This is a genomic window from Streptomyces sp. V4I23 (assembly GCF_030817975.1).
Taxonomy (GTDB): Bacteria; Actinomycetota; Actinomycetes; order Streptomycetales; family Streptomycetaceae; genus Streptomyces.
In genome coordinates, this window is sequence record NZ_JAUSZW010000004.1 from 7152185 (window position 1) to 7177833 (window position 25649).

The following is a 25649-nucleotide window of genomic DNA, read 5'->3' on the forward strand; positions in this document are numbered from 1 at the left end:
GGGGCGTGCACGCTGCGGTAATACGACGACCTCTCGCGGCGCGATCCCGGGTTCCCGCCGTCTCCGCGATTGGCCGCTCAACACGCTTACGTGCTTTGATCCTTCGCACCGCGGGATTCATTGGGTTCCCGGATCCGGGAATCTCCCCACCCCGCTGGGCGGCCGGCAACACGCTCATTCCGTGCGACCGGGCGCTGTCATTTCGAAATATCCATCCGAAGGGAAGCTTCTTATGAACTTCGTCCCCACCCAGGAGATCTCCGACAGCGAGCTGGACAACGTGGCCGGCGGTCTGCACAGCGCCACGGTGAGCAACGCCACCGCCGCTCTTGACACCATCGTCCCGGTCTCCGGCACCGTTGCCACCGTCACCGGCGTCGTCGAGGGTGCCACCGGCATCAACTCCGCCGCGATCACCGGCCCGGTCAACGGCCTCGTCGCCGGTCTGTAAGACCTCCGCGGCCCGCCGGCCCGCTCTGCCGGCCGTGCCGAGCCGTGTGCCCCGGACCGATCCAGGATCCGGGGCGCACGGCCGTGCGCAGTTTCCGCCCCCCGGCGAATCCGGGGACCCGTACCGTTCAGGCAGTTGAGGGAAGAGTGTCGTGCAGTTCCGCCAACAGGCCCTTTCCAAGCTGCAGTCACCGGAGGAGATCGACCTTCCGGTGCGCTTCGCCCGCCCGCAGGGCCTCCTCGTCCTGGCCGTCACCCTCGCCGTCATGGTCGCCGCCGCCGTCTGGGCCGTCGCAGGGACCGTGACCTCCACCGTCTCCGCGCCCGGCATCCTCACCCACGGCCAGGGCAGTTACGTCCTCCAGAGCCCGGTCTCGGGACAGATCACCGAGGTGCTGGCCAAGGAGGGCGAACGCGTCGGGGCCGACGCACCCCTGCTCAAGGTCCGCACCGCTCAGGGCACCGCCGTCGTACGCACCATCGCGGCCGGACGGCTCACCACCCTCGTCGCCGCGATCGGCTCCGTCGTCACCACCGGCAGCGACGTCGCCGCCGTGGAACGCGTCGAGAGGCCCGGCGACCCGCTGATGGCCGTGCTGTACGTCCCCGCGGAGAACGGCGCGTCCGTGCCCGTCGGTGCCCGCGTCGACCTCACCGTCCAGTCCGTCGCGTCGCAGAAGTACGGTGTGCTGCGCGGCCGGGTCAAGGCCGTGGGCCGCACCGCCGAGACCCGCCAGCGCATCACCGCCTTCCTCGGCAGCAGCCAGCTGGGCGAGCAGTTCTCCAAGGACGGCCAGCCCGTGTCGGTGCTCGTCGAGCTGAAGAAGTCCCCCGGCACCGAATCCGGCTACGACTGGTCCTCCTCGCAGGGCCCTCCCTACGCCCTCGAGTCCATGACCCTCGCCGGCGGCTCCGTCCACCTGGCCGCCCAGCATCCGATCGATTGGCTGCTGCCGTGACCGCACACCGAGACACCGTCCCCGCCCAGCGGCAGCTCCCGCCCGCGGGCCGCCGCAGACACCGCCCGGAGCCGGCCCCCAGCGGCCGCCGCGGCGCGCGCCGCGCCGCCCCGCCGCCCCGCCGGCAGCAGAAACCCAAGCCCGTCCGCACGCCGACCGTCCTGCAGATGGAAGCCGTCGAGTGCGGTGCCGCCGCGCTCGCCATGGTGCTCGCGCACTACGGACGTCATGTGCCGCTCGAAGAACTCCGCATCGCCTGCGGCGTCTCCCGCGACGGCTCACGCGCCAGCAACATCCTCAAGGCCGCCCGCAGCTACGGACTCACGGCCAAGGGCATGCAGATGGAGGCCACCGCCCTCGCCGAGGTGCAGCCGCCGGCCATCCTCTTCTGGGAGTTCAACCACTACGTCGTCTACGACGGCACGGGCCGCCGCCTCGGACGCCGCGGCGTACACATCAACGACCCCGACAAAGGGCGTCGTTTCGTGTCCGTGGAGGACTTTGACACGAGCTTCACCGGCGTCGCCCTGGTCTTCGAGCCCGACCGCACGTTCACCAAGGGCGGCCGCCGGCCCGGGATCATGAAGGCCGTGCCCGCCCGGCTGCGCGGCACCACCGGCACCCTGCTGGCCGCGCTGCTCGCCAGCCTCCTGCTGGTCGCCGTCGGCGCGGCGGTGCCCGCGCTGAGCCGCACGTACATCGACATGTTCCTGATCGGCGGGCAGACCTCGCTGCTGGGCCCCCTGTTCGCCTCGCTGGCGACCCTCGTGGCGCTCACCGCCGTACTGACCGGCCTGCAACAGGCCAACCTGCTGCGCGGGCGCATCATCTCGTCCACCCTGGGCAGCGCCCGCTTCCTCAGACATCTGCTGCGGCTGCCGGTCACCTTCTTCGCCCAGCGCAGTCCGGCAGACCTGGTCCAACGGCTGCAGTCCAACGACGCGGTGGCCGAGACCCTGGCCCGTGACCTCGCGGCCGCCGCCGTCGACGGCGTCGTGGTCGTGCTGTACGCGGTGCTGCTGTGGACGTACGACCCCCAGCTGACGGTCGTCGGCGTGCTCATCGCACTCCTCAACGTGGTGGCCATGCGGATCGTCGTCCGGCTGCGGGCCACCCACACGCAGAAGCTGCGCGCCGACAGCGCACGGCTCACCAACACCTCCTACACCGGTCTCCAGCTGATCGAGACCATGAAGGCGACCGGCGGCGAGGACGGCTACTTCCGCCGCTGGGCCGGTCAGCACGCCACCACGCTGGAGGTGCAGCAGCGCCTCGGGGTGCCGAGCGCCGTGCTCTCCGTCGTCGCGCCCACCCTGGCCACCCTCAACAGCGCCCTGATCCTGTGGATCGGCGGCCTGCGGGCCGTCGAGGGCCACATCACCATCGGCCTGCTCGTCGCGTTCCAGGCGCTCGTCGCCCGCTTCACCGCCCCCATCACGCGCCTCAACGGCGTGGCCGGGCGCATCCAGGACTTCGCCGCGGACGTCGCCCGGCTCAAGGACGTCGAGAACTTCCCCGTCGACCCGCTGTACTCGCGCGACGAGCCCGACCCGAGCACCCGCAGACTCAAGGGCCATGTCACGCTGGAGGACATCACCTTCGGCTACAGCCCGCTCGACGCACCGCTGCTCAGCGGCTTCTCCCTCGCTGTCGGACCCGGCCGGCAGGTCGCCCTCGTCGGCGGCTCGGGCAGCGGCAAGTCCACGGTCTCGCGCCTCATCTCGGGCCTGTACACCCCGTGGGAGGGGACGATCCGCATCGACGGCGAACGACTGGAGGACATCTCCCGCAGCGCCGTCGCCGCCTCCGTCGCCTTCGTCGACCAGGACATCTTCCTGTTCGAGGGCACCGTGCGGGACAACGTCGCCCTGTGGGACCCCTCCATCACCGACGAGGCAGTCCTCGCCGCGCTGGAGGACGCCGCCGTCCTCGACGTCGTCCGGCGCAGGCCGGACGGCATCCACAGCCGCGTCGAACAGGACGGCCGCAACTTCTCCGGCGGGCAGCGCCAGCGCCTGGAGATCGCCCGCGCCCTGGTGCGCCGCCCGAGCATCCTCGTGCTGGACGAGGTGACCAGCGCCCTCGACGCCGAGACCGAGCGCGTCATCATCGACAACATCCGCCGGCGCGGCTGCGCGTGCGTGGTGATCGCTCACCGGCTGAGCACCGTGCGCGACAGCGACGAGATCGTGGTGCTCGACCACGGCACGGTCGTCGAACGGGGCCGACACGAGGAACTCGTCGCCGCCCAGGGCGCGTACGCCGAGCTGGTCAAGGAGCACTGACGTGTCATCCGCACACCCGGACGCAGGCCACACCGCGGCCGCGGGGACGCCGGAGACGACCGACGCGGTGATCCAGGCCTTCGGGGGCCTCGGCGCGCCCGTCGACTGCACCGGCCTGCGCAGCCTCCACCTCGAAGGTCCGCAGGTGCTGTGGCTGGTGCTCGGCGGCTTCCTCGACCTGTTCGCCGTGGACGCCGCCGAGCAGGGCCACTGGCACTTCCTCGGCCGGCTCGAACCCGGCACGCTGCTGCTCGGTCCGGTGGAGGGCCCGCGCCACACACTCGTCGGGCGCCCCTCGCAGGAGTGCGTGCTGCGCCGCATCGCCCTGCGCGAGCTGTACCAGGACCCCTACGGGCAGGACCCGTACGCGACCCAGGGCATCCACGTGCCCGACCCGTACGCCGCCCAGGACCCGTACGCCCAGGACCCGTACGGCCACGGAGCCTGGAGCCCGTTGGAGCACGCCTTCGCCCTGGGCGTGGGGCGCAGCCTCGGCGTCCTGTTCGAGGCGCCCCTCGACGGCCGCCCCGCAGACGCGGGCATGACCGACGAGGACATCCTGTGGATGCCCGTCGACCCGGGCAGCGTCCGCTACGGCGCCTCCTACAGTGCGGAGGCGGCGGCCGATCTGCTCGTCGAGGGCGCGATGTGGCAGCGGATGGTCAACCAGCAGTACCGGCTGCTGTCCGCCGTCGACCAGTGGATCGAACAGCTGGAGCGCGCCCACGAGGACCGCGCGGCGGCCGGGATCAAGGCGGGCGAGGACGTCCGCGCACGGGCCGACGAGGCGCTGATCGCCTCCATCGGCAAGCGCGGCGGCGCGCGCCGCACGGCCGGGGCGGACAGCGACGACGCCGTGTTCGCCGTGTGCCGCAGGGTCGCCGAGGCCGCCGGGATCACCCTCACCGAGCCCCCGAGAACCGCCGCCGACGAGGAACGCGTCAGCCCCGTCGAGCGCGTCGCGATCGCCTCCCGCGTCCGCACCCGGCCCGTACGCCTCACCGGCAGCTGGTGGCGCACGGACAGCGGCCCGCTGGTGGGGCACCGCGCGGCGTCCGGCGCACCCGTCGCCCTGCTGTGGCGACGGGGACGCTACGAGGCCGTCAACCCGCTCACCGGCTCGCGCACCCGCATCGCAAAGGACAACGCGGACGACTTCGAGCCGCGCGCGGTCATGTTCTACCGGCCGCTGCCCGAACGTCCCGCGAGCCTCAGGCGCCTGGCGAGCTTCAGCCTGCGCGGCACCCGCATGGACGTGCGCAACCTGCTGCTCGCCGGTCTCGTCACCGTCGGCGTCGGCGCCCTGGTGCCGGTGGCCACCGGAAAGGTGCTCGGCGCGTACGTGCCGAGGGCCGAGACCGGCCTGATCGTGCAGATGGCGCTCGCGGTGATGACCGCCGGCATCGTGTCGGCGGCGTTCATGCTCCTCCAGAACCTCACCATCCTGCGGATGGAGGGCCGGATCGAGAGCGCCCTCCAGCCCGCCGTGTGGGACAGGCTGCTGAGGCTGCCGACCCGCTTCTTCACCGAACGCTCCACCGGCGAGCTGGCGAGCGCGGCGATGGGCATCAGCTCGATCCGCCGTGTCCTGTCCGGAATCGGTCCGGTCGCGTTGCAGTCGGGCACCGTCGGCGCGATGAACGTGGCCCTGCTGCTGTGGTACAGCGTGCCGCTCGCCCTCGCGGCCATCGGCATGCTGCTGGTGATCGGTCTCTTCTTCCTCGGGACGGGGCTGTGGCAGGTGCGCTGGCAGCGGCGGCTGGTGGAGCTGGGCAACAAGCTCAACAACCAGGCGTTCCAGACGCTGCGCGGGCTGCCCAAACTCCGCGTGGCCGCGGCCGAGAGCTTCGCGTACGCGGCGTGGGCACGGGAGTTCGCCCGCTCCCGCGAACTCCAGCAGCGCGTCGGCCGGATCAGGAACCTCACCACCGTGATGGACGCGGTCTACCTGCCGCTGTGCTCGCTCATCATGTTCATGCTGCTGGCCGGCCCGGCCCGCGGCAGCATGTCGGCCGGTGACTTCCTCACCTTCAACGCCGCCGTGACGATGCTGCTGACCTCGGTCACCCAGCTGACCGGCGTACTGGTCTCGGCGGTCGCGGTGCTGCCCATGTTCGAGCAGGTGCGCCCGATCCTCGACGAGACGCCGGAGGTGCGGGGAGCGAGCGCCCAGCCGGGCGTCCTGTCCGGCGAGATCGAGGCGCGCAAGCTGTCGTTCCGCTACACCGACGACGGCCCCGCGGTCCTCGACGACGTGTCGCTCCAGGTGCGGCCGGGGGAGTTCGTCGCCGTCGTCGGCCCCAGCGGCTGCGGGAAGTCCACACTGCTGAGGCTGCTGATCGGCTTCGACCGGCCGGCCGCCGGGTCGGTGCTCTACGACGGCCAGGACCTCTCCGCCCTGGACCGCGCCGCGGTGCGCCGCCAGTGCGGCGTCGTCCTGCAGAACGCCCAGCCGCTGACCGGCTCGATCCTGGACTGCATCTCGGGCGCCGAGAGCTTCTCCCAGGAGGAGGTCTGGGCGGCTGCCGAGATGGCCGGACTCGCCGAGGACATCAAGCGGATGCCCATGGGGCTGCACACCATGATCTCCAACGGTGGCGCGATCTCCGGCGGGCAGCGCCAGCGGCTGATGATCGCGCAGGCGCTGGTGCGCCGCCCGCGCATCCTCTTCTTCGACGAGGCGACCAGCGCGCTGGACAACGAGACCCAGCGGACGGTGATGGACAGCACCCGCAAGCTGAGCGCCACGCGCGTGGTGATCGCCCACCGGCTCACCACGGTCATGGACGCCGACCGGGTTCTCGTCATGTCCGACGGCCGGATCGTGGAGGAGGGCCGCCCCGCGGATCTGCTCGCGGACCCGAACGGGCGGCTGTACGAGCTGGTGCGACGGCAGATGGCCTGACGGCCGGGGAAGCGCGGGCGCCCGACCGGGACCGGCCGGGCACGGCGCGGACCCCGGTCCCGACCGGCCCGCGGCGGTACGACGCGTCCTCGGCCCGGGGGTCCCGCCGCGGTTACGACACGCGCTGCGCGGGGGTGCGCCTGCGCGGCGCGGGGGGCGTGCCCTCGGCGAGCAGCGCGTCGGTGATGAGCCGGACGCCGCGCGCCAGCCGGTTCAGCTGGTCCAGCTCGACCGCGTACATCCGGATGCTGTTCTCGATGACCGATTCCGCGAGGCCCAGGGTCGGCAGCTCGGCACGGGCGGTCTGGAGCGCCACGCGCACGGTGCGCACCTCGTGCTGCAACTGGAGCTGGGCGTGGCGCGCGAGCAGGACGGGATGGCGGGTGAGCGGCGAGTATCCCGCGTAGCGGGCCGGCAGCAGGTCGCGGAGCCACCGGGCGGCCGTACGCTCCCAGTCGCGCGTTCCGGGGGCGCTGACCTGGCAGGGCCAGTCCGGTCCGAGCGTGGTGAGGGTCTGGGACATCGTCGTCGCTTCCGGGGTCATGCCGACGGGCTCTGATCGAGAGGCTTGTGGCGGTCCCGGCCCAGGGGTTGACCGGGACCGCCAGGGGCACCCGCGGTACGGCGGATGCCCGGATTGAACACCGGAGTCCGATGCGAGGAGGGAGCACCGGTCTCTGGATGTTCGGTCGTGGGGCAGGGGCGTGCTCGTGGTGCCGAGGACCCGGCTGCCACGAGCAGTAAATATATATACCGTCGAGTAAGCAAGAGTATGAAAAATTTCATGCAACCCCGGACGTGAAAATATCCCGGAAACACACAGGTCACACGGGAAAGTCGTCCACCCCTGACCGTCAGTCCTCGAGGAAGAAGTCGTGCTGCTCGGCGACCTGCTCGTACCCCTCGAGACGGGACTGCGTGCGCTCCGGGTCCGCGTCCGCCATCGCCTGCAGCACGGCGGCCGACAGGACGCCAGGCGCCGAGTACGAGTCGAAGACGAGCCGTGAGCCGGTCCCCGCCGTCAGCGACACATCGGCCTCGTCCACGAGCGGCCCGAGCGTCAGATCCGTGATCAGCGCCACGCGCAGTCCCGTGCTGCGCGCGGCCCGCAGCGCCGCGAGCGTCTCGTTGGCGTGCCGCGGCATCGCGTACGCCAGCACCCACGTCCCGCCCGCCTCGCGCGACTGGAGCAGCGCGTCGTAGGCGACGCTGCCGCCACGGGTCACCAGCCGCACGTCGGGGTGGATACGGCGTGCCGCGTACGCGAAGTACTCGGCGAGCGACACCGAGATCCGCAGGCCCAGCACCGTCAGCGGCATCGAGCGGGCCAGCTCCCGGCCCACGTCCAGGACCCGGTCGGTGTCGGCGAACACCCGGCGCAGGCTCTCCAGGTTCGCGATCTCCGCGTCGACGGCCGCCTGGAGCTCGTTGTGGCGGATCTGCTCGCGCGTCTCCTGGGCGCCCGCCACGGCGCTCAGCGCGATCGGCTGCAGCGCCTCCCGCAGTGCCGGGAAGCCGGTGTAGCCGAGGGAGGTCGCGAACCGGGTCACCGAAGGCTGGCTGACGCCCACCCGCTCGGCGAGGTCCGTGATCGACAGGAACGCGGCCTCGGTCAGATGGTCGATCATGTACTGGGCGATACGGCGCTGTCCCGGCGACAGCCGGTGGCTTCCGAACAGGGCCCGGACCCTGTCCGCGGGCGCGGCCTCGGGCACCGGCGACTGCCGGCCCGGGGTGATCGCCGCCGCCTGCGCACGTGCCTGCTGCCCTGATGGCACCGTGTGCCTCCTTGTCGTCCGGATCGGGCTCAAATCTAGCTCAACCGCCCAGACCCCAGGGCCGCCTCGCAATCGGCCGCAGGCGCCGCCCGCGCGACGGTCCCGAAGATGCGGAGCACGGCCGCCGGGGAGCATCCTGGCAAGGTGACCGGGAAGGGTGCGGGCAGGCGCCACCCGTCCGCCCGGGCCGGAGCGGAACCCGTGGCGGCGGCCGGGGTCGGCCCGGCGCCGGGGGAGCTGCCCATGGTGCTGGCCCAGGCGGAGGTGAGCGCCATCGAGGCCGTCGGCGGCTTCGCCGGCGGTCTCTACATGCGCTCCGGCACACCCGAACTGCTGCGTCTCGCCGTGCTCGCCGGACTGCCCGCGAAACTGTTCCAGCACTGGAGCCGGATGCATGTGAACCGGCCCTTCCCGCACTCCGACGTCTACCGTTCGGGCCGGCCCGTCTACCTCTACGACGCGGAGGAGGCCATGCGCTGCTACCCCCAGCTCATGGCCGGCCTGCCCTTCCCTTTCGCCTCGCTGTACGTGCCGGTCACCCACGAGCGGGAGACGTTCGGGGTGGTCGCGGTGCTCCGGCCCGCCACACCCGGCCTCCCGGTCGACGAGGGCGACCGCCGCCGCCTCCGCGAGGTCGGCGCCAACCTCGCCGGCACGCTCGCCGCCATGTCGGCGGACGGACGGCGTATCGAGTGGGACGACGAGCCGATGGCGGTCACCCTGCCCTCCGTCACCGCGCCGCCGGTACGGATCGGCTCGTTCGACTGGGACCTGGAGGCCGGTACGGTCACGGGCGACGAGGGCTGGTGCGCCATTCTCGGCACCACACCCGACCGACTGCCGGTCACCGTCGATGCGCTGGCCGCGCGGATCGAGCCGGAGGACGCGTACGGACTGTGGGCCCTGGCCCGGCAGGCGGCCGTGTCCGACCGGCCGGTGAACCGCCGGATGCGGCTGCAGGGATCCGACGGACGACCGCATCTGCTGGAGATCACCGGCCGGCGCGGACGCCCGCGGGACGGCCCGCCGGGCACGCACCTGACCGGCTACCTCATCGACCTGGGCGCCGGACCCGTCGTCGCCGAGGCCGCGGACAGGCTCCCGCACGGTGTCTGCAACGTCGACCGCCTCGGCCGCATCACCTACCTCAACCACCGGGCCGAGACCCTGCTCGGCCTGCCGCGCACCGAACTCGTCGGCCGCGTGCTGTGGGAGGCGGTGCCCTGGTTCGCGCAGGCCGCCTACGAGGACCACTACCGGGCAGCCCTGCTGTCCAGCGATCCGGTGCACTTCGCCGTGAACCGGGGCGGGGACTGGCTGTCGGTCTCCCTCTTCCCCGGGGCCGACGGGCTGACCGCGACCCTCAGCCCCGGCGAACACCCCGCCTACGCACCGGAATCCGTCGTCGCCCCCGGCACCGGACTCGGCTCGCCGGCCGACCGGGCCGTCGCCCTCTACCGTCCGGTCGCGCTCGCCATCGCGCTCACCGAGGCGGTCACGGCCCGTCAGGTGTCCGCCGTCGTCACCGAGGAACTGCTGCCGGCCTTCGGCGGCCGGCAGCTCGCCATCTACCTGCTGAGCAACCGTCACCTCCATCTCGCCTGGGAGACCGGTTTCCCCCGCGGCTTCCTCAGCCGGTTCGAAGGCGTCGGCCTCGACGCCAAGCTCCCCGGTGTCGAGACGCTGACCTCGGGCCGCCCCCTGTTCTTCGAATCCATGCAGCACCTGGCCGCCGCCTATCCGGGCATCCCCCTCGACGCCCACGTCGGCGCCCGCGCCTTCCTGCCGCTGATCGCCTCCGGCCGGCCGGTGGGCACCTGCATCCTCGGTTTCGACCAGCCCCGGGGCTTCGGCCCGGAGGAGCGAACGGTCCTCACCGCCCTCGCCGGACTCATCGCCCAGGCCCTCCAGCGCGCCCGGCGCTACGACTCCGAGGCCGCGCTCGCCCGCGGGCTCCAGGACGCGCTGCTGCCTCGCCGACTGCCCGTGGTCGACCATGTCGACACCGTCGGCCGCTACCTCCCCGGCACCCAGGGCATGGAGGTCGGCGGCGACTGGTACGACGTCGTCGAGACGGGCCAGGGACTCGCCATCGTCATCGGCGACGTCCAGGGGCACGGTGTCTCGGCCGCCGCCACGATGGGCCAGCTCCGCAGCGCCGTGCGGGCCCTGGCCGTCAGCGGCCACAGCCCCGAGGAAGTGATGAGCGGCACCAACCGGCTGCTCATCGACCTCGACCCCGGCCAGTTCGCCAGCTGCTGCTACATCGTCCTCGACCCGGCCACCGGCAGCGCCCAGGCCGTCCGGGCCGGCCACCTCCAGCCCCTGCTGCGCCACCCCGACGGCCGCACCGACGTCCTCGACCTGCCCGGCGGCGTGGTCCTCGGCGTCGCCGCGGACGCCGCGTACCCGGCCACCGGCCTGCGGCTCGCGCCCGGCGCCGTCCTCGCCCTGTTCACCGACGGTCTCGTCGAGCAGCCCGGAACCGACATCGACCAGGGCGTCGAAAGCCTGCGCCAGACCCTGTCGGATGTGGGCTCGTCCCCGCTCGCCGAGACGGCGGACCGCCTGATCAACGAGGCGCGACGGAACGCCGACCGTCCCGACGACATCGCCCTGCTCCTCGCCGCCCGCTGGTCCGAGCCGTCGGACACGTCCCCGCGGCCGCACCGGGGCGCCCGGTGACTCCCCGGCACGAGCGGTCCGTGCGGGGCGACGACGACGCCGGTGACCCGGACTTTCCCGCCCGTACCGCGCCGCACTGCTCCGGCCTCGGGGAGCTGGACGCGCAGGTCGCCCGGTGCCGGGCCTGTCCGCGTCTCGTCGCCTGGCGGGAGGGCGTCGCCGCGGAGCGGAGGGCCGCGTTCCGGGAGTGGGAGTACTGGGGGCGGCCCGTCCCCGGGTTCGGGCCCGACGACGCGGTCCTCGCCGTCGTCGGCCTCGCCCCGGCCGCCCACGGCGGCAATCGCACCGGCCGGATGTTCACCGGGGACGACTCCGGTGACGTCCTGTTCGCCGCGCTGCACGCGGCCGGACTCGCCTCGCAGCCCACCTCCACCCATCGCGGCGACGGTCTCCGCCTGCGCGGCGTGCGGGTCACCGCTCCCGTCCACTGCGCGCCGCCGCAGAACCGGCCCACGCCGGAGGAACGGGACACCTGCCGTCCGTGGCTCGCCGCGGAACTCGGGCTGCTGACCGGGCTGCGCGGAGTCGTCGTGCTCGGCGCCTTCGGCTGGCAGGCGGTGCTGCCCGTCCTCGCCGCCGCCGGATACCGGCTGCCGCGCCCGCGCCCCCTTTTCGGGCACGGCGCCCATGCGACGCTGCCGGCCGGGGACGGGTCCGGCGAACTCCACCTCTTCGGCTGCTACCACCCCAGCCGGCGCAACGTGTTCACCGGGCGCGTCACCCTGCCCATGCTCGTCGAGGTGTTCCGCCGCGCGGCCCGCGTCACCGGCCTGGATCCGGCGCCACCGGCGTCCGGCGCAGATGCGCCAGGACCTTGTCCGGGGTGAGGGGCGGCTCCCGCAGCCGTGCGCCGACGGCATGGTGGACCGCGTTGCCGATCGCGGCCGCCGTGCCGACGATGCCGATCTCTCCGATGCCCTTGCTCCCCATGGGGTTGAGATGGGAGTCGTGCTCCTCGATCCAGTGCGCCTCGACCTCCGGCACGTCGGCGCAGACGGGCACGTGGTAGGTGGCGAGGTCGCACTCGGCGAAGTCGCCGAAGCGGTCGTCCATGGTGCTTCCCTCGGTCAGCGCCATGCCCAGCCCCATCGTCATGCCGCCGATGAACTGCGAGCGCGCGGTGCGGGGATTGAGGATGCGGCCGGCCGCGAACATCCCCAGCAGCCGTCGCGTCCGTACCTCGCCGGTCACCGTGTCGGCCTGGACCTCGGCGAACACGGCCCCGAACGCGTGCCGCGCGTACGGCGGTTCCTCCGCCGTCTCCGCCCTCGTGTCGGCGGTGACCGTCAGGCCTTCGGCCGGCACACCGCCCGGCAGCCCGGCCAGCCGCTCCGCGAGCTGCGAGGCGGCTTTGTGCACCGCCCACCCCCACGACGCCGTGCCCGCCGAGCCGCCCGCGAGCGGCGCCGCTGGCAGGTCGCTGCTGCCGATGTCGATCCGTACCGCGTCGAGCGGCGCACTCAGCGCGTCGGCCGCGATCTGGGCCAGCACGGTCCGGGCACCGGTGCCGAGATCGGTCGCGTTGACGGTGATCCGGTACGTGCCGTCCGCGGCCGCGTGCGCACCGGCGCGCGAGGGGCCGATCAGTACGGGATAGGTGCTCGCCGCGACGCCCGTGCCCAGCAGCAGAGCGCCCTCCCGCCGCACCCCGGGCCGTGGGTCGCGGTCCTGCCAGCCGAAGCGGCGCGCCCCCTCGCGCAGGCAGGCGACGAGACCGCGGCTGCTGAAGGGCCGGCCGCTGTCAGGCTCCGTGTCGGGCTCGTTGCGCACCCGCAGCTCCACCGGATCGATCCCGGCCGCCGACGCGAGCTCGTCCATCGCGGACTCCAGCGCGTACATCCCCGACGCCTCTCCCGGTGCCCGCATCCAGGAGGGGGTGGGCACGTCGAGGGAGGCGACCCGGTGCACCGTACGGCTGTTGGGGGAGGTGTACATCACGCGGGCGGGCACCGCGGCCTGCTCCACGAACTCCCGCACCCGCGAGGTGTGCGTGACCACGTCGTGGTCCAGCGAGGTGATCACGCCGTCGGCCCGGGCTCCGATCCGCACCCGCTGCAGCGTGGGCGCGCGGTGCCCGACGACGGCCGCCAGCTGCCGCCTCGGGAGGGCGAGGGTGACCGGCCGTCCCGTGTGGCGCGCGGCCATCGCGGCGAGCACCACCTGGGGCCGTGGCGTGCCCTTGGAGCCGAAACCGCCGCCCACGTGCTCGGAGACCACCGTGATGTCGTGCCGGTCCACCCCGAACATCTTCGCCAGGACGTCCCGCACGGTGCCGGCGCCCTGGCTGGAGTCGTGCACGATCAGCCTGCCGTCGCGCCACTCGGCGGTCGACGCGTGCGGCTCCATGGGGTGGTTGTGCAGCGCGGTCAGTGTGTACGCGGCATCCACCCGCACCTCGGCCGCGGCGAACGCGCCGTCCGCGTCGCCGCGTTCACGCGCGCCGGGATAGCCGCCGTTGACCTCATCGGGCGTGTACAGGTCCGGACGGTCGCGGGTGAGCCGTACGTCGTGGTCCTCGGCCGCGTACGTGACGTGTACGGCGGCGGCGCCCGCGCGGGCGTTCTCCAGCGTGTCCGCCACGACGAGGGCGACGTACCAGCCGCGGTGCGGGACGCGTGCGTCCTGCAGGAGGGAGAGCGTCGGGTCGTCGCAGGGCGTCAGCCGCGGCGCGTTCTCGTGGGTCAGGACGGCGAGGACGCCGGGCAGCGCGAGTACGGCGCCGGCGTCGACCGCCGTGACGCGGCCGCGGGGCACACCGGCGGCCACGGGCCACGCGTGCGCCCGCCCTGCCGGACGGGCCTCGGCCGCGTAGCGCGCCCGCCCGGTGACCTTGTCGCGGGCCTCCCGGCGGACGGTGTCCGCACCGAGGGCGCGGGCGGACAGCTTCATGACGCCTCCTGTGACGGCACGAGACCTGACAGCACGTCGATCGCGACGTCGCCGGCGAGCCGCACCTTGAACGCGTTGTCGCGCAGCGGCTCGGCCGCGTCGAGCTCCGCCTCCACCGCATGCTCGAACGCCGCCGCGGTGGCCTGCGCGCCCAGCAGCCGTTCCTCGGCCGTCCAGGCCCGCCACGGCCGGTGCGCGAGCCCGCCGAAGACGAGCGCCGCATGGCGGATCCGGCCGTCCTCGACGGCGAGGACCGCCGCCACGGAGACCAGCGCGAAGGCGTACGAGGCCCGGTCGCGCACTTTGCGGTACACGGAGCGGGCACCCGCCGGCGGGGACGGCAGCTCCACCCCGGTGATCAGCTCGCCGTCCTCGATCACGGTGTCCCGGTCGGGCCGGTCGCCGGGCAGCCGGTGGAAGTCCGTGACGGGGACGGCGCGTTCGCCGCCCGTACCGCGCAGCCGGACCGAGGCGTCGAACGCGGCGAGGGCGACGGCCATGTCGGAGGGGTTCGTGGCGACACAGTGCTCCGAGTGCCCGATGATGGCCAGATCCCGGTGCACCCCCTCCCGTGCCGGGCACCCCGTCCCCGGCACCCGCTTGTTGCAGGGCTTGGACACGTCCTGGAAGTACGTGCACCGGGTGCGCTGCAGCAGATTGCCGCCGGTCGTCGCCGCGTTGCGCAGTTGGCCCGACGCACCGGCGAGCAGGGCCTGCGACAGGGCGGGGTAGCGGGAGCGCACCGCGCGGTGGGCGGCGAGATCGCTGTTGCGGACGGTCGCGCCGATCAGCAGGCCCCCGCCTGGCGTGTCGTCGACCGTGTCCAGCGGCAGCCGCCGGACGTCGACCAGCACGTCGGGGGCCGTGACGCCGAGCTTCATCAGGTCGACGAGGTTGGTGCCGCCGGCGAGGTACTGGGCGCCGGGACGGGCGGCGTACGCCTCGACGGCTTCCTCGGGGCTCGTGGCGCGGACATACGCGAACGGCTTCACGGCTTCGCCTCCCCGACGACGTCCTCGACGGCGGCCACGATGTTGGTGTACGCGCCGCAGCGGCACAGATTGCCGCTCATCCGCTCGCGGATCTCCTCGCGCGTGAGCGGGACGGCGCCGCCTGCGTGGTCACGGGCCGTGACATGGGACGGATGACCGTCCGCGGCCTCGGCCAGCATGCCGACCGCGGAGCAGATCTGGCCCGGCGTGCAGTACCCGCACTGCAGGGCGTCGCGCGCCACGAACGCCTCCTGGAGCGGATGCAGCCGCTCACCGTCGGCCAGCCCCTCGGCCGTGGTGATCCGCGACCCGTCGTACGCCACGGCGGGCAGCAGACACGGGAGCATCCTCCGGTCGTCCACCAGCACCGTGCACGCCCCGCACTGACCGTGGTCGCAGCCCTTCTTCGGCCCGGTCACGTCCAACCGCTCGCGCAACGCGTCCAGCAGCGTCGTGCGGTGGTCGAGGGCGATCGTGTACGCGACGCCGTTGACATGGAGGGTGAGGACGGAGCTGTGGGTGTCCGCCGCACCGGCCGCCCCCACGCTCCCCTGTGGCCTGCTCGGATCCACGCCTGGCACCTTTCCGTGTCACGTCCGCCGCACCGCGGGCCGCCCGGCGGCGGCTCTTCCAGCCTGTGGCGGAACGCGTCGTCGCGCTCGCCGAGCGACGCCGATCACGCGCTTCCCGTGCCGTCCGGCTCAGGGCTCCTCCGTGTCCGGCGAGCCCGCCGCGTCCGGGCCGCCGGCGCCGTCGACGTCGCGCTGTTCGAGCGGGTGTACGGCCGGCCCCTGGAGCACCGATCCGTCGACGCCGAACCGGGAGCCGTGACAGGGGCACTCCCAGGTGCGTTCGACGGCGTTGAACGACACCAGACAGCCCAGATGGGTGCAGCGGGCCGACACGGCGTGGCACACGCCCGCCTCGTCCCGGTACACGGCGCTGCGCCGCCCGGCGAGTCGGACGACCGCTCCCGTGCCGGGCGGGATGTCGTCCGCCGAGTCCACGTGGGTCGTGCGCAGCCGGTCGCCGACGAAGTGCTGGGCGACCTCGGCCTGTTGGGAGAGCATGGTCGGCGCCTCGCGCAGGGCGCTCCACAGCCGGCGCGGATCGTACAGCCGTGTCCACGGGGGAGTGACGGCGCAGATCAGATCGGTGATCAGCCGTCCCGCCATGACACCGCTGCTCATGCCCCATCCGCCGAAGCCGGTCGCCACGAAGGTGTGGCGGGCGCCCGGATGGAAGGCGCCGACGAGCGGGACCGAGTCGCTGGGGTCGTTGTCCTGCGCGGCCCAGCGGTAGCGCGTCGCGGTCACCGGGAAATGGGTGTGCATCCACTCTTCCAGACGGCGGAAGCGCTCGCCCGCGTCGGCGGTGCCGGGCGTGAAGGACTCACCGGTCACGATGAGCAGCCGGCTGCCGTCGTCGAGCGGCGCGGTGCGCACCGACCGCTTGGTTCCCTCTTCGCAGATGTACATGCCGTCCGGATCGCAGTCGGCGGGCAGGGGACCGGCGACGACCAGCTCCCGGCGCGGCGACATCCGGGTGAACAGCAGCGCCCGGTCGAAGACGGGGAAGTGGGTCGCCACCACGACGTCGCGTGCCGTGACGGTGTACCCGTTCTCCGTGGTGACCTGGCACGGCGTGCCCTCCCGCAGGCCGGTCACCCGGGTGCGCTCATGGATGGCGTTCCCGTACGCCGTGAGGTCCGCGGCCAGCGCGAGAAGGTACTTGCGGGGGTGGAACTGCGCCTGGCCGTCGATCCGCACGGCGCCGGCCGGCGTGAACGGCAGACCCGTCGACTCGACGTACGAGGCGTCCAGGCCGGCCGCACGCGCGGCCTCGGCCTCGGCGCGCAGCGCCGGGCGCTGCGCGGTGTCGCGGGAGTAGGCGTACGCGGGCACGCGCTCCAGCTCGCAGTCGATGTCCAGTTCCGCGCAGATCTCGGCCACGCGCTCGACCGCCGCCTGCTGCGAGCGCGCGTACAGCTCGGCGCCCTCCGCGCCGCGCGTGCGGCGCAGCCGGTCGTAGCGCAGTCCGTGCTGTGCGGTGAGCTTCGCGGTCGTGAAGCCGGTGACCCCGGAGGCGATGCGGTCCGCCTCCAGGACGGCGACCGAGCGTCCCGCCCGGGTCAGCTCCCAGGCGGTGCTCAGCCCCGCGATCCCGCCGCCGACCACGACGGCGTCGACTGTCGTGTTACCGGCCAGCGGCGGGTACGAGGTGCTGTCCGTGGTGCGCAACCAGTGCGATTCGGTGGTGCGCGGCGGGGAGGTCACGGGTGGGGTACGGGCATCGTTCGGCATGCCGTGCGAGTGCCCCGCCCACCGCGACCGAAGCATCACCTCTGCGGCCTTTCGTCCCGGCGGCCGGGACTGACGCGCCGCATTCCGGGTACCCGCAGCTCACATGAACGACATCACCGTTCCGGCGACGTCGCCGGTACCGAGGGACCAGAGGAGGTGTCAGCCGTGGACACCCACGCCGACACCGAACCGATGAGCAGCGAGATCCCCGAACACGAACGGGTGCGGACCTGTCTGCCCGCCGTCGTCCGGCAGGGCGTGGAAACGGAGCGGGGCGACAGCAGTGCCGACCTGACGATCGTCCGGGGCGAGGACTGATCCCCCGGGAGAACCGCCTGACTGCGTAATGGGAGGCGCGGGCCATGGACGGAGCCGGACTGTCGCAGAGGGAGCGCGCGATACTGGCCGGGATCGAAGAGCAGCTGAGGACCGACGCGCTGCTCGACCGCCGCCTCAGGACCATGCGCCCGGGACTGCCGTTCACGGAAGCCCCTGGCCTGCTCCGCGGGCGTCTGCTCACGCTCGGCACCGGCCTCGGAGGCGCCATGACGGCGGTGCTGCTGGTGATGGCCGCCTCATCCTCGTCGCCCGCACTGATCTGGGCGTTCGCCGCGACCTGGGTGCTCACCCTGAGCGGGCTGAGTCTGCTGCTCTGCCGGTGGTCACGGCGGCTCGCCGCCGGACACCTCGGCACGGACCGCCCCGACGGCGACGCGCAGGACTGAGCCCGGAGCCGTACGGTTTTGGGCCGTCGGCGTCAGCCCTCGACACCCGTCGCCTCGTGGGACGAGCCCACCGGCTTCGACTCCGGTGAACCCCGCTGGCGGAGATAGACCGACAGGATGACCATCGACGCCACCGCCAGCAGCTCCGACTGCCAGTTCTGCAGCGTGCGGTCCCAGAAGTCGGCCGACAGGACGTACTGGCCCCAGGTCATCGGCGCCTGCAGCCCCCGCAATTGCTCCTCGTTGAAGGCGACCATGCCCGCGATCGACTGGGCGGTCCACGAGGCGAGGAAGATCGTGCCCATGATGAGGCCGAGGGAGCGCGAGTACAGCGCCTGGCGCAGTCCCCCGGTGAAGGCCGAACGGGGTGAGTCCGGCCGCGCGAAGGAGCCCATCCGTTGTTCCCGGTCCGATTCGGTGCCCGCTTTGTGGAGCTGTTTGGACTCCGGCGACCCCAGCTGCAGCAGCCAGACCGTGAGGAAGATGAAGAGGAAGAACTGCAGGTACTCCGACTGCCAGTTCTCCGTCACGTCCACCGCGAACCGCGACGAGGCGAGGTACTGCCCGAACCCGATCGCGTGGAGGTGCTCGGCGGTGAGCTCGCTGTTGAACTTGGCGTGTCCCGCGAACGCCTGGCCCACGAGCGTGAGCAGGAACGCCGCGCCGAAGACCAGGGTCAGACCGTTCTGCTGCAGGGTCCTGAGGAGGGGGCCGCGCGGGGCGGACTGCTGATCGTTCAACGGTGCAGCACTCCCAACGCGATGAAGTACGCGAGCCCCAACCCGACCACGGCGAGGCAGAGGACGAACAGGAACCGTGTCATCCGCTCATTCCCCCTTCACTTCGCAGCTGTAGGGCAGGCCGCCCGTCCTCGGTTCGCAGCCGGCCGCGGTGATCCGCCAGCCGTCGGGGAAGACGGACAGGAAGAGCGTGTCGTGCAACAGGACCACCCGGGCCTGACGGCCGTAGACGTCGACGCGTTCGACCGCGCCGCCCGCGGGCACCTCGGCAGCACTCAGCGCGGCGGGACACGCCCTCTTCGCGGAGTCCTCGAGCTCCTCCAGGGTCCCGGGGGCGAGAACGGCGCAGGCGCGCTCGGCCTGTCCCGAGCGCAGCGCCGCCTCGAACCGTTCGACGGCACCGGAGGCGGCGCTCTCGCGCTCGGTGACCGAGGCGCACCCGCTCAGCAGAAGCAGCCCCGCCGCGGCGGCGGCGGGGCACAGGAACGGACGGTGCGGCACCGGGTCAGCCGCCGTGGCCGCCGCTGCCGAAGGCCCCGCCGCTCTCGTCGGAGTCGCGCGGCGGCTCCTTCTCGGGCGCGAGCCTGGACGGCATGTTCCCGTAGCCGTGCAGTTCGTGGGGTGTCAGGCGTCCGGGGGCCTGGTGGCCCTGCGTGGGGTCCACCTCGTCCGGCTCGAGACGGCTCTCGTAGTGGGTCTGGTGCTCGGGCGGAACGGGCTGCTCCTCCCGAGACGGGGGTGTGTCGCGCCGCCTTCTGGCGCCCACCTGCCAGACGACCCACACGAGAAGGACCAGCAGGCCGAGCACGACGAGGAGGAAGACGATGACCGCCGGCGCTCCCTCGCCCGCGGCGAGCAGCGCGGCGGCGTCCTGAGCCGTTTGACTGTAAGTGGCCATGACTATCGGGTACCCATTCTGGCTCTCTTATGAGCCAGTATGGACCCGGACGCCCTAATTGATGCCGCAGGCCGTAGCCCTTTCGTCCTCCAGGACGCGCGGGCCTGCGATCCGCAGGGAAGTCAGGGCCGGGAGCCGTGGATCGGTGCCGTGCTCTCCCGTTCGATCAGCTCCGGCAGCGGCACGTGCACCGAGCGGGCCGTGCCGCCGTCGAGCAGCGCCGTGAGCTCCTTGGCCGCGATACGGCCGAAGGCGACCGGATCGCGGGAGAGCGCGGTGAGGTAGGGGTGCACCATGCGGCAGAGCACGGAGTCCTCCCACGACACGATCGACACGTCCGCGGGCACGGCCAGGCCCAGGCCCGCGACGACGGCGGCGCCGGCCGCGGCCATCACGTCGTTGTCGTAGACCAGCGCCGTGGGCGCGGCCTCCGACGCCAGAACGCGCCGGGTGACGGCGGCGCCTTCCGTGTCGGAGTAGTCCGTGGTCACCGACCGCACCCCCGTCAGCCCGCGCCGCATTGCCTCGTCGCGCAGCGAACGGATGCGCCGGTCGGTGTGGGCCAGCGAGGGCAGCCCCGCGATGTGCACGATGCGGTGGTGGCCGAGCTCGTGCAGCCGGTCGACGACATGCGCCATGGCGCCGGTGTCGTCGGCCCGCACCTCCGAGAGGTTGGGGTGCCGGTCGGGCAGACCCCCGATGACCACGCCGGGCAGCCCCAGCTCGTCGAGGAGGGCCGGCCGCGGGTCATCCGTCCTGGGGTCGACGACCAGCACGCCGTCGACCCGGTGCTCGGCCCACCAGCGGCGGTAGGCCGCGCACTCGGCGGTCACGTCGTCCACCATCTGGAAGAGCAGGCCCAGCTGACGCTCCGCCAGGACCTCCTGGATGCCGGAGATCAGCTGCAGGAAGAACGAGTCCACGCCGAGTGTGGTCGCCGGGCGGGCCACGACCAGGCCGACGGTCGCCGCGCCTTCCCCCGACAGGGCGCGCGCTGCGGTGCTGGGGCGCCAGCCGAGCTGCGCGGCGACGCGGCGGACGCGGTCGCGGGTGATCTCCGAGACGCCCGGGCGGTCGTTGAGCGCGAAGGACACCGCGCTCTCCGAGACACCGGCCCGCTGTGCGATGTCCTTCATCGTCGGCCGCCGGGCGGGAGTGCGCCTCGGCTGCGAAGTGTCCCTGGCGGACGGGGTGTTGGCAGTCACCCGGACCCCTTCCCAAGTCTCCGTGCCCGCGTGGGCGGGCCGGTACACGGGCATCCTATGGCCTGCGCCCGGGCCGGTCGAAACAGTCGCCGATCGATCACTAAAGCGCTTGAGCCCCACCATCCTAAAGCGCATTAGTCGATCTCGACAAGAAGTATCTGGCATTCCTCTGACCTGCTGTGATGTCGCCAGGATGGAATTTGTGCGACGAATCTGTTGACTTTCTCCGCCGGGCCCGTGCAAGGTCTGCTGGGCATCCGCAGCCGGCCACCTCTTCGAGCCGGCCGCCATATCCCTCATGCGTCTGTGCCGAGCAAAGGAGCCGTTCACCGTGCGCATCAACCGCAGGGCCTTCGCCGCTGCCGCCGTCATCGCCGTCGTCCTGCCGCTGAGTGCCTGTGGCGGCGGCTCCGGTTCGGGCGCGGCCGACGGCTCGGGCAAGATCGAGGGCAAGGTCGAAGGCGAGATCACCTTCCAGACCTGGAACCTCCAGGCCAACTTCAAGGACTACTTCAACGGCCTCATCGCCGAGTTCGAGAAGCAGAACCCCGGCACCGAGGTCAAGTGGGTCGACCGGCCGGCCGAGGGCTATGCCGACAAGCTCAGCGCCGATGCGGCCGGCGGCACCCTGCCCGACGTCGTCAACGTCTCGCCCGACCTCGTCGCCCCCCTCGCCAAGGCGGGCCTCGCGCTGGACCTCGACAAGGCGGCGCCGCAGTACAAGAAGGAGTACCTGCCGGGTGCCTGGCAGGCCCACGAGGTACCGGGCGTCGAGGGCACGTACGCCTTCCCGTGGTACCTCAACACCGGTCCGCTCTTCTACAACAAGCGCCTGCTGAAGGAGGCGGGGCTCGACCCCGAGAAGCCCCCGACCACCTACGACGAGGTCTTCGACCACGGCCTGAAGATAGCCGAGAAGAGCAAGGGCAAGGTCGCCACCCTCGCGAACGTGCCCACCATCGAGGACTTCGGCCGCTACGGCGTCCCCCTGATGAACGAGGAGGGCACCGGCTTCGCGTTCAACGACGCCAAGGGTGTCGAACTGCTCACCCGCTACAAGGAGTTGTTCGACGCGGGAGCCCTGGACTCCCAGGCGCTGACCGCGACCCCCGAGTCCGCCGGCCACAAGTTCCTCACCGGGTCCGTCGCCATGAACCCCGGCAGCGCGCTCGACCTCGGCAAGTTCGAGAAGGAGGCCCCGAGCCTCTACGAGAACATCGGCATCACGGACCAGATCACCAGCACCGGCAAGGCGAACATGTACGTCATGGGCGTGATGGTCAACGCCCAGACCAAGCAGAAGCCCGCCGCCGTCGCCTTCGCGCACTTCGTGACCGACGCGACCCGCCAGATGGAGTTCGCGAAGCAGGTCGCCATCTTCCCGAGCACCGCCGGCTCCCTCGACGACCCGTACTTCACCGAGGAGGACGGCACCGACGAGACCCGGGTGCGGATCGCGGCCGCCAAGTCCCTGAAGACCGCGGTCAACTACACGCCGGTGCTGTTCAGCGAGCAGATGAAGACCGAGCTGCGCAACGCGGTCGCCCGTGCCCTGCAAGGGAAGCAGAGCCCCGAGGAGGCGCTTGATAACGCTGTCAAGGCGTGTGACCGGCTGCTGAAGCAGAGCTGACCGACCGAGCTGATCGACACCGCCATGAAGACCTTCACCGCCTCCGAGGCGATCTCGTCCGACGCGGCCGCATCCGGCCCGGCGCCCGGGAGCCCCGGCTCCCCGGAGCGCCGGCCCGGCGGCGCCGTCCGCCGCCATCTGCCGTCCAGTCCCTGGCTGTTCGCGGCGCCCGGCCTGCTCGTCGTCGGCGCGTTCGTCCTGTACCCGTTCCTCAGCACCCTGGTCAACGCGTTCACCGACCGGCGCACGCTCGTCCCCGGCCAGTTCGTGGGGCTCGCCAACTTCCGCGAACTGCTCGACGACGAGATGTTCTGGATCGGCCTGCGCAACAGCACCCTCTACGTCCTCGGTGTCGTGCCCGCCCTGGTGATCCTGCCGCTGCTCCTGGCGATGCTCGTGCAGCGCCACATCCCCGGCATCACCTTCTTCCGCTCCGCCTTCTACACCCCGGTCGTCGCCTCCATCGTCGTGGTCGGCCTCATCTGGGTCTGGATGCTGGACGACCGCGGCCTGGTGAACGCGGTGCTGGAGGCGGTGGGCGTCGGCCGGATCGGCTTCCTCAGCGACCAGTGGCTCCTGCTGCTGAGCGCGATGGCCGTCACGGTCTGGAAAGGCCTCGGCTACTACATGATCATTTATCTGGCGGCGCTGGCCAACGTCCCGCGCGAGCTGCACGAGGCCGCGGCCGTCGACGGAGCCGGACCCGTACGCCGCTTCTTCTCCGTCACCGTCCCGGCCGTCCGCTCCACCATGGTTCTCGTCGGGGCGCTCTCCGCCGTCGCCGCCTTCAAGGTCTTCTCCGAGGTCTACCTGATGGCCGGGCCCAGCGGCGGCCCCGCGGGCGAGGACACCACGCTCGTCATGCTCGTCCAGCGCGTCGGCACGGGCCTGTCCGGCCGCGTCGGCTACGCCTCCGCCATCTCCGTCGTCGTCTTCGTCGTCACCGTCGCGCTCATGCTCCTCGTGCTGCGCGCCGACCGGAAGGAGGACGCGTGAGCAACCGGGGTATCACCGACGCCGAGGGCAAGCGCATCCCCGCCACCCAGCTCGTCCTGCGCTACCTCCTGCTGCTCGCCGTGCTCGCGCTGACCGTCGGGCCGTTCCTCTGGCAGCTGTCCACCTCGCTCAAGGGTCCGCACGAGGACATCTTCAGCTCACCGCCGCGGTTCCTGCCGAGCGACCCGACGTTCGGCAACTACACGCGCGTCGCCGAGACCATCCCGGTGTGGGACTACGCGTTCAACTCGCTCAAGGTCGCCGTCGCCAACGTCGTCACCAACTGCGTCGGCGCCGCCCTCGCGGGCTACGCGCTCGCCCGGCTCAGCTACCGCGGACGCAGGGCCGCCACCCTGGCGTTCATCCTCGCCATGCTCGTCCCCGTCGAGGGCATCATCATCGCCCAGTTCACCACCATGCGGGACCTCGGTCTCAACAACACCCTGCTCGGTGTGCTGCTGCCCGGGTCGGTCGCCGCGCTGAACGTCCTGCTGATGCGCAACGCCTTCCTCAACCTCCCGCAGGAGGTGGAGGACGCCGCCTTCGTCGACGGCGCCAACGTCTGGCAGCGGTTCGCGCGCATCGCGCTCCCCTCGGTCCGGGGCACCCTCGCCGTGGTCGCCATCTTCGCCTTCATGGGCGCGTGGGACGACTTCCTGTGGCCCCTGATCGTGCTCAGCGACCCGGAGAACTTCACCCTCACCATCGGCCTCAACTACCTGCACGGCACCTTCGCCAACGACGAACGGCTCGTCGCGGCGGGCACGATCATCGCCGTGCTGCCGCTGATCGTCCTCTTCGCCTGCCTCCAGCGGTTCTTCTTCCGCGGCGTCGGCGAGGGCGCCGTCAAGGGCTGACCGACACCACGACGAGACTTGGGACACCGCCTCTCCATGAGTTCCGCCCCCCTGCGCTTCGGCGCCAACTACACCCCCAGCGAGGGCTGGTTCCACCACTGGCTGGACTTCGACATCGACGCCGTGCGCGCCGACCTCGACTCCGTCGCCGGCCTCGGGCTCGACCACATCAGGGTCTTCCCGCTCTGGCCGCTGTTCCAGCCCAACCGCACCCTCATCCGCCCGCGCGCCGTCGACCAGCTCGTCCGACTTGCCGACGCCGCGGCCGAACGCGGCCTCGACGTCAACGTCGACGGACTGCAGGGACACCTGTCCAGCTTCGACTTCCTGCCCGCCTGGACCCAGACCTGGCACCGGCGCAACATCTTCACCGACCCCGATGTCGTCGCCGGACAGGCTGCGTACCTGCGCACCCTCGCCGAGGCCCTCGCCGACCGGCCCAACTTCATCGGCATGACCATCGGCAACGAGATCGCCCAGTTCGCCGCGGGACCCCACCCCGACCCCGACCGCGTCACCCCCGAGCAGGCCGGCGGCTGGCTGGAGCGGCTGCTCGCGGCCTGCGAGGAGGGCGCGCCGGGCCGGATGCACCTGCACGCCGAGTACGACGCCTCCTGGTACCAGGACGACCAGCCCTTCACCCCCGCCCACGCGGCCCGCATCGGCCCCGTCACCGCCGTGCACTCCTGGGTCTTCAACGGCACCGCCCAGCGGTACGGCCGCACCGGCACCGCCACCGAGCACCACGCCGCCTACCTCATCGAGCTGTCCAAGGCATGGGCGCTGGACGCCCGCCGGCCCGTGTGGCTCCAGGAGGTCGGCGCGCCCGCACCGCACATCCCGGCCGAGCACACCGCCGCCTTCACCGAGGCCACCGTCGCGGGCGCGCTGGACTGCCCGGACGTATGGGGCGTGACCTGGTGGTGCTCCCACGACGTCTCCCGCTCACTGGCCGACTTCCCCGAACTCGAGTACAGCCTCGGCCTGCTGACCAACGACCGGAAGGTGAAACCGGCAGGACGGGCCATCGCCCGCATCACCGAGGCGTGGCGCGGACGCGAGCACCGCCCCGCGCCCCGTACGACCGCCCTCGTCGTCGACGCCGGCGACGAGGACACCGCGCCCCGGCGCTCGGTGTGCGCCCCCGGCGGCCCCGTCTTCGAGGCCTTCGCGCGCCTGACCGCCGACGGGGCACGACCCACCACCGTCCTCGCGAGCCGCGCCGGCGACCGGGCGCATCTCGCCGCCCGCGGCATCACCGAGGTCGTCACCCCCGAACAGGCCGGCGTCATTCCCGAGCCGGTCACCCCCACCGCACCGTAAGCCGTCCACGACACGATACGGAGCACCGT

The 25649-nt window shown here is 72.3% G+C and carries 22 protein-coding genes; 12 read left to right on the top strand and 10 right to left on the bottom strand.

Features of this window, described 5'->3' with window-relative positions; genetic code table 11:
- Positions 1-232 precede the first annotated feature (232 nt).
- From QFZ82_RS34920 to QFZ82_RS34935, 4 genes are all read left to right on the top strand, one after another.
- A complete protein-coding gene (locus tag QFZ82_RS34920; protein WP_307716937.1) occupies positions 233-451 on the top strand; it encodes a type A2 lantipeptide in 219 nt (72 codons plus the stop codon).
- 151 nt (positions 452-602) lie between these two features.
- The gene (locus QFZ82_RS34925) at positions 603-1409 is read left to right on the top strand and encodes an HlyD family efflux transporter periplasmic adaptor subunit (protein ID WP_307716938.1); all 807 of its coding nucleotides are present in this window, start codon (positions 603-605) and stop codon (positions 1407-1409) included.
- Complete coding sequence (locus QFZ82_RS34930; RefSeq protein ID WP_307716939.1) at positions 1406-3694, top strand: NHLP family bacteriocin export ABC transporter peptidase/permease/ATPase subunit; 2289 nt, start codon at positions 1406-1408, stop codon at positions 3692-3694. The genes QFZ82_RS34925 and QFZ82_RS34930 overlap by 4 nt, the downstream gene beginning before the upstream one ends.
- Position 3695: 1 nt before the next feature.
- Positions 3696-6599 carry an NHLP bacteriocin export ABC transporter permease/ATPase subunit gene (locus QFZ82_RS34935; RefSeq protein WP_373429364.1) on the top strand — a complete coding sequence of 968 codons (2904 nt, stop codon included), beginning with the start codon at positions 3696-3698 and terminating at the stop codon, positions 6597-6599.
- Positions 6600-6711: 112 nt separating this feature from the next.
- On the opposite strand, the gene QFZ82_RS34940 is transcribed toward QFZ82_RS34935, so the two are convergent.
- Together QFZ82_RS34940 and QFZ82_RS34945 are read right to left on the bottom strand one after the other, a co-directional pair.
- The gene (locus tag QFZ82_RS34940) at positions 6712-7122 is read right to left on the bottom strand and encodes a hypothetical protein (RefSeq protein WP_307717934.1); all 411 of its coding nucleotides are present in this window, start codon (positions 7120-7122) and stop codon (positions 6712-6714) included.
- A 331-nt stretch (positions 7123-7453) separates the two neighbouring features.
- Entirely contained in the window at positions 7454-8377 is a 924-nt protein-coding gene (locus QFZ82_RS34945) for a MurR/RpiR family transcriptional regulator (RefSeq protein WP_307716940.1), read from the bottom strand.
- 108 nt (positions 8378-8485) lie between these two features.
- Between QFZ82_RS34945 and QFZ82_RS34950 the strand changes: the two genes are divergently transcribed.
- Both QFZ82_RS34950 and QFZ82_RS34955 read left to right on the top strand, forming a co-directional pair.
- Entirely contained in the window at positions 8486-11062 is a 2577-nt protein-coding gene (locus QFZ82_RS34950) for a SpoIIE family protein phosphatase (protein WP_373429365.1), read from the top strand.
- Complete coding sequence (locus QFZ82_RS34955; RefSeq protein ID WP_307716941.1) at positions 11059-11889, top strand: uracil-DNA glycosylase; 831 nt, start codon at positions 11059-11061, stop codon at positions 11887-11889. The genes QFZ82_RS34950 and QFZ82_RS34955 overlap by 4 nt, the downstream gene beginning before the upstream one ends.
- Here QFZ82_RS34955 and QFZ82_RS34960 read toward each other — a convergent pair.
- From QFZ82_RS34960 to QFZ82_RS34975, 4 genes are all read right to left on the bottom strand, one after another.
- The gene (locus tag QFZ82_RS34960) at positions 11825-13951 is read right to left on the bottom strand and encodes a xanthine dehydrogenase family protein molybdopterin-binding subunit (protein WP_307716942.1); all 2127 of its coding nucleotides are present in this window, start codon (positions 13949-13951) and stop codon (positions 11825-11827) included. The two genes, QFZ82_RS34955 and QFZ82_RS34960, sit on opposite strands and share 65 nt — an antisense overlap.
- The gene (locus QFZ82_RS34965) at positions 13948-14943 is read right to left on the bottom strand and encodes a xanthine dehydrogenase family protein subunit M (protein WP_307716943.1); all 996 of its coding nucleotides are present in this window, start codon (positions 14941-14943) and stop codon (positions 13948-13950) included. Before QFZ82_RS34965 ends, QFZ82_RS34960 begins: the two co-directional genes overlap by 4 nt.
- Complete coding sequence (locus tag QFZ82_RS34970; protein WP_307716944.1) at positions 14940-15515, bottom strand: (2Fe-2S)-binding protein; 576 nt, start codon at positions 15513-15515, stop codon at positions 14940-14942. Before QFZ82_RS34970 ends, QFZ82_RS34965 begins: the two co-directional genes overlap by 4 nt.
- Positions 15516-15644: 129 nt before the next feature.
- Entirely contained in the window at positions 15645-17246 is a 1602-nt protein-coding gene (locus tag QFZ82_RS34975; protein ID WP_307716945.1) for an FAD-dependent oxidoreductase, read from the bottom strand.
- A gap of 165 nt (positions 17247-17411) precedes the next feature.
- Here QFZ82_RS34975 and QFZ82_RS34980 point away from each other — a divergent pair, with 165 nt between their 5' ends.
- Positions 17412-17564, top strand: coding sequence for a hypothetical protein (locus QFZ82_RS34980; protein ID WP_307716946.1), 153 nt, complete (start codon positions 17412-17414; stop codon positions 17562-17564).
- A 44-nt stretch (positions 17565-17608) separates the two neighbouring features.
- On the top strand, positions 17609-17971 hold the full coding sequence (locus QFZ82_RS34985) for a hypothetical protein (RefSeq protein WP_307716947.1): 363 nt from the start codon (positions 17609-17611) through the stop codon (positions 17969-17971).
- 32 nt (positions 17972-18003) lie between these two features.
- Here QFZ82_RS34985 and QFZ82_RS34990 read toward each other — a convergent pair whose 3' ends face one another.
- The 4 genes from QFZ82_RS34990 to QFZ82_RS35005 all read right to left on the bottom strand — a co-directional run bounded on the left by QFZ82_RS34990 (position 18004) and on the right by QFZ82_RS35005 (position 20745).
- Complete coding sequence (locus tag QFZ82_RS34990; protein WP_307716948.1) at positions 18004-18711, bottom strand: DUF6766 family protein; 708 nt, start codon at positions 18709-18711, stop codon at positions 18004-18006.
- Between the two features lie 87 nt (positions 18712-18798).
- Positions 18799-19212: a hypothetical protein gene (locus QFZ82_RS34995; RefSeq protein ID WP_307716949.1), complete on the bottom strand. Its 414-nt coding sequence runs from the start codon at positions 19210-19212 to the stop codon at positions 18799-18801.
- 4 nt (positions 19213-19216) lie between these two features.
- Positions 19217-19609: a DUF6479 family protein gene (locus QFZ82_RS35000; protein WP_307716950.1), complete on the bottom strand. Its 393-nt coding sequence runs from the start codon at positions 19607-19609 to the stop codon at positions 19217-19219.
- A 122-nt stretch (positions 19610-19731) separates the two neighbouring features.
- Entirely contained in the window at positions 19732-20745 is a 1014-nt protein-coding gene (locus tag QFZ82_RS35005; protein WP_307717936.1) for a LacI family DNA-binding transcriptional regulator, read from the bottom strand.
- 400 nt (positions 20746-21145) lie between these two features.
- On the opposite strand from QFZ82_RS35005, the gene QFZ82_RS35010 reads away from it, so the two are divergent.
- From QFZ82_RS35010 to QFZ82_RS35025, 4 genes are read left to right on the top strand one after another with little or no spacing between them, the layout of a single operon-like run.
- Entirely contained in the window at positions 21146-22444 is a 1299-nt protein-coding gene (locus QFZ82_RS35010) for a sugar ABC transporter substrate-binding protein (RefSeq protein WP_307716951.1), read from the top strand.
- Positions 22445-22468: 24 nt separating this feature from the next.
- Positions 22469-23440 (top strand): carbohydrate ABC transporter permease, encoded by a 972-nt coding sequence (locus tag QFZ82_RS35015; RefSeq protein ID WP_307716952.1) that lies wholly within the window; start codon positions 22469-22471, stop codon positions 23438-23440.
- The gene (locus tag QFZ82_RS35020) at positions 23437-24297 is read left to right on the top strand and encodes a carbohydrate ABC transporter permease (RefSeq protein ID WP_307716953.1); all 861 of its coding nucleotides are present in this window, start codon (positions 23437-23439) and stop codon (positions 24295-24297) included. The genes QFZ82_RS35015 and QFZ82_RS35020 overlap by 4 nt, the downstream gene beginning before the upstream one ends.
- A gap of 36 nt (positions 24298-24333) precedes the next feature.
- The gene (locus QFZ82_RS35025; RefSeq protein ID WP_307716954.1) at positions 24334-25620 is read left to right on the top strand and encodes a glycosyl hydrolase; all 1287 of its coding nucleotides are present in this window, start codon (positions 24334-24336) and stop codon (positions 25618-25620) included.
- The last annotated feature ends 29 nt before the right edge of the window (positions 25621-25649 follow it).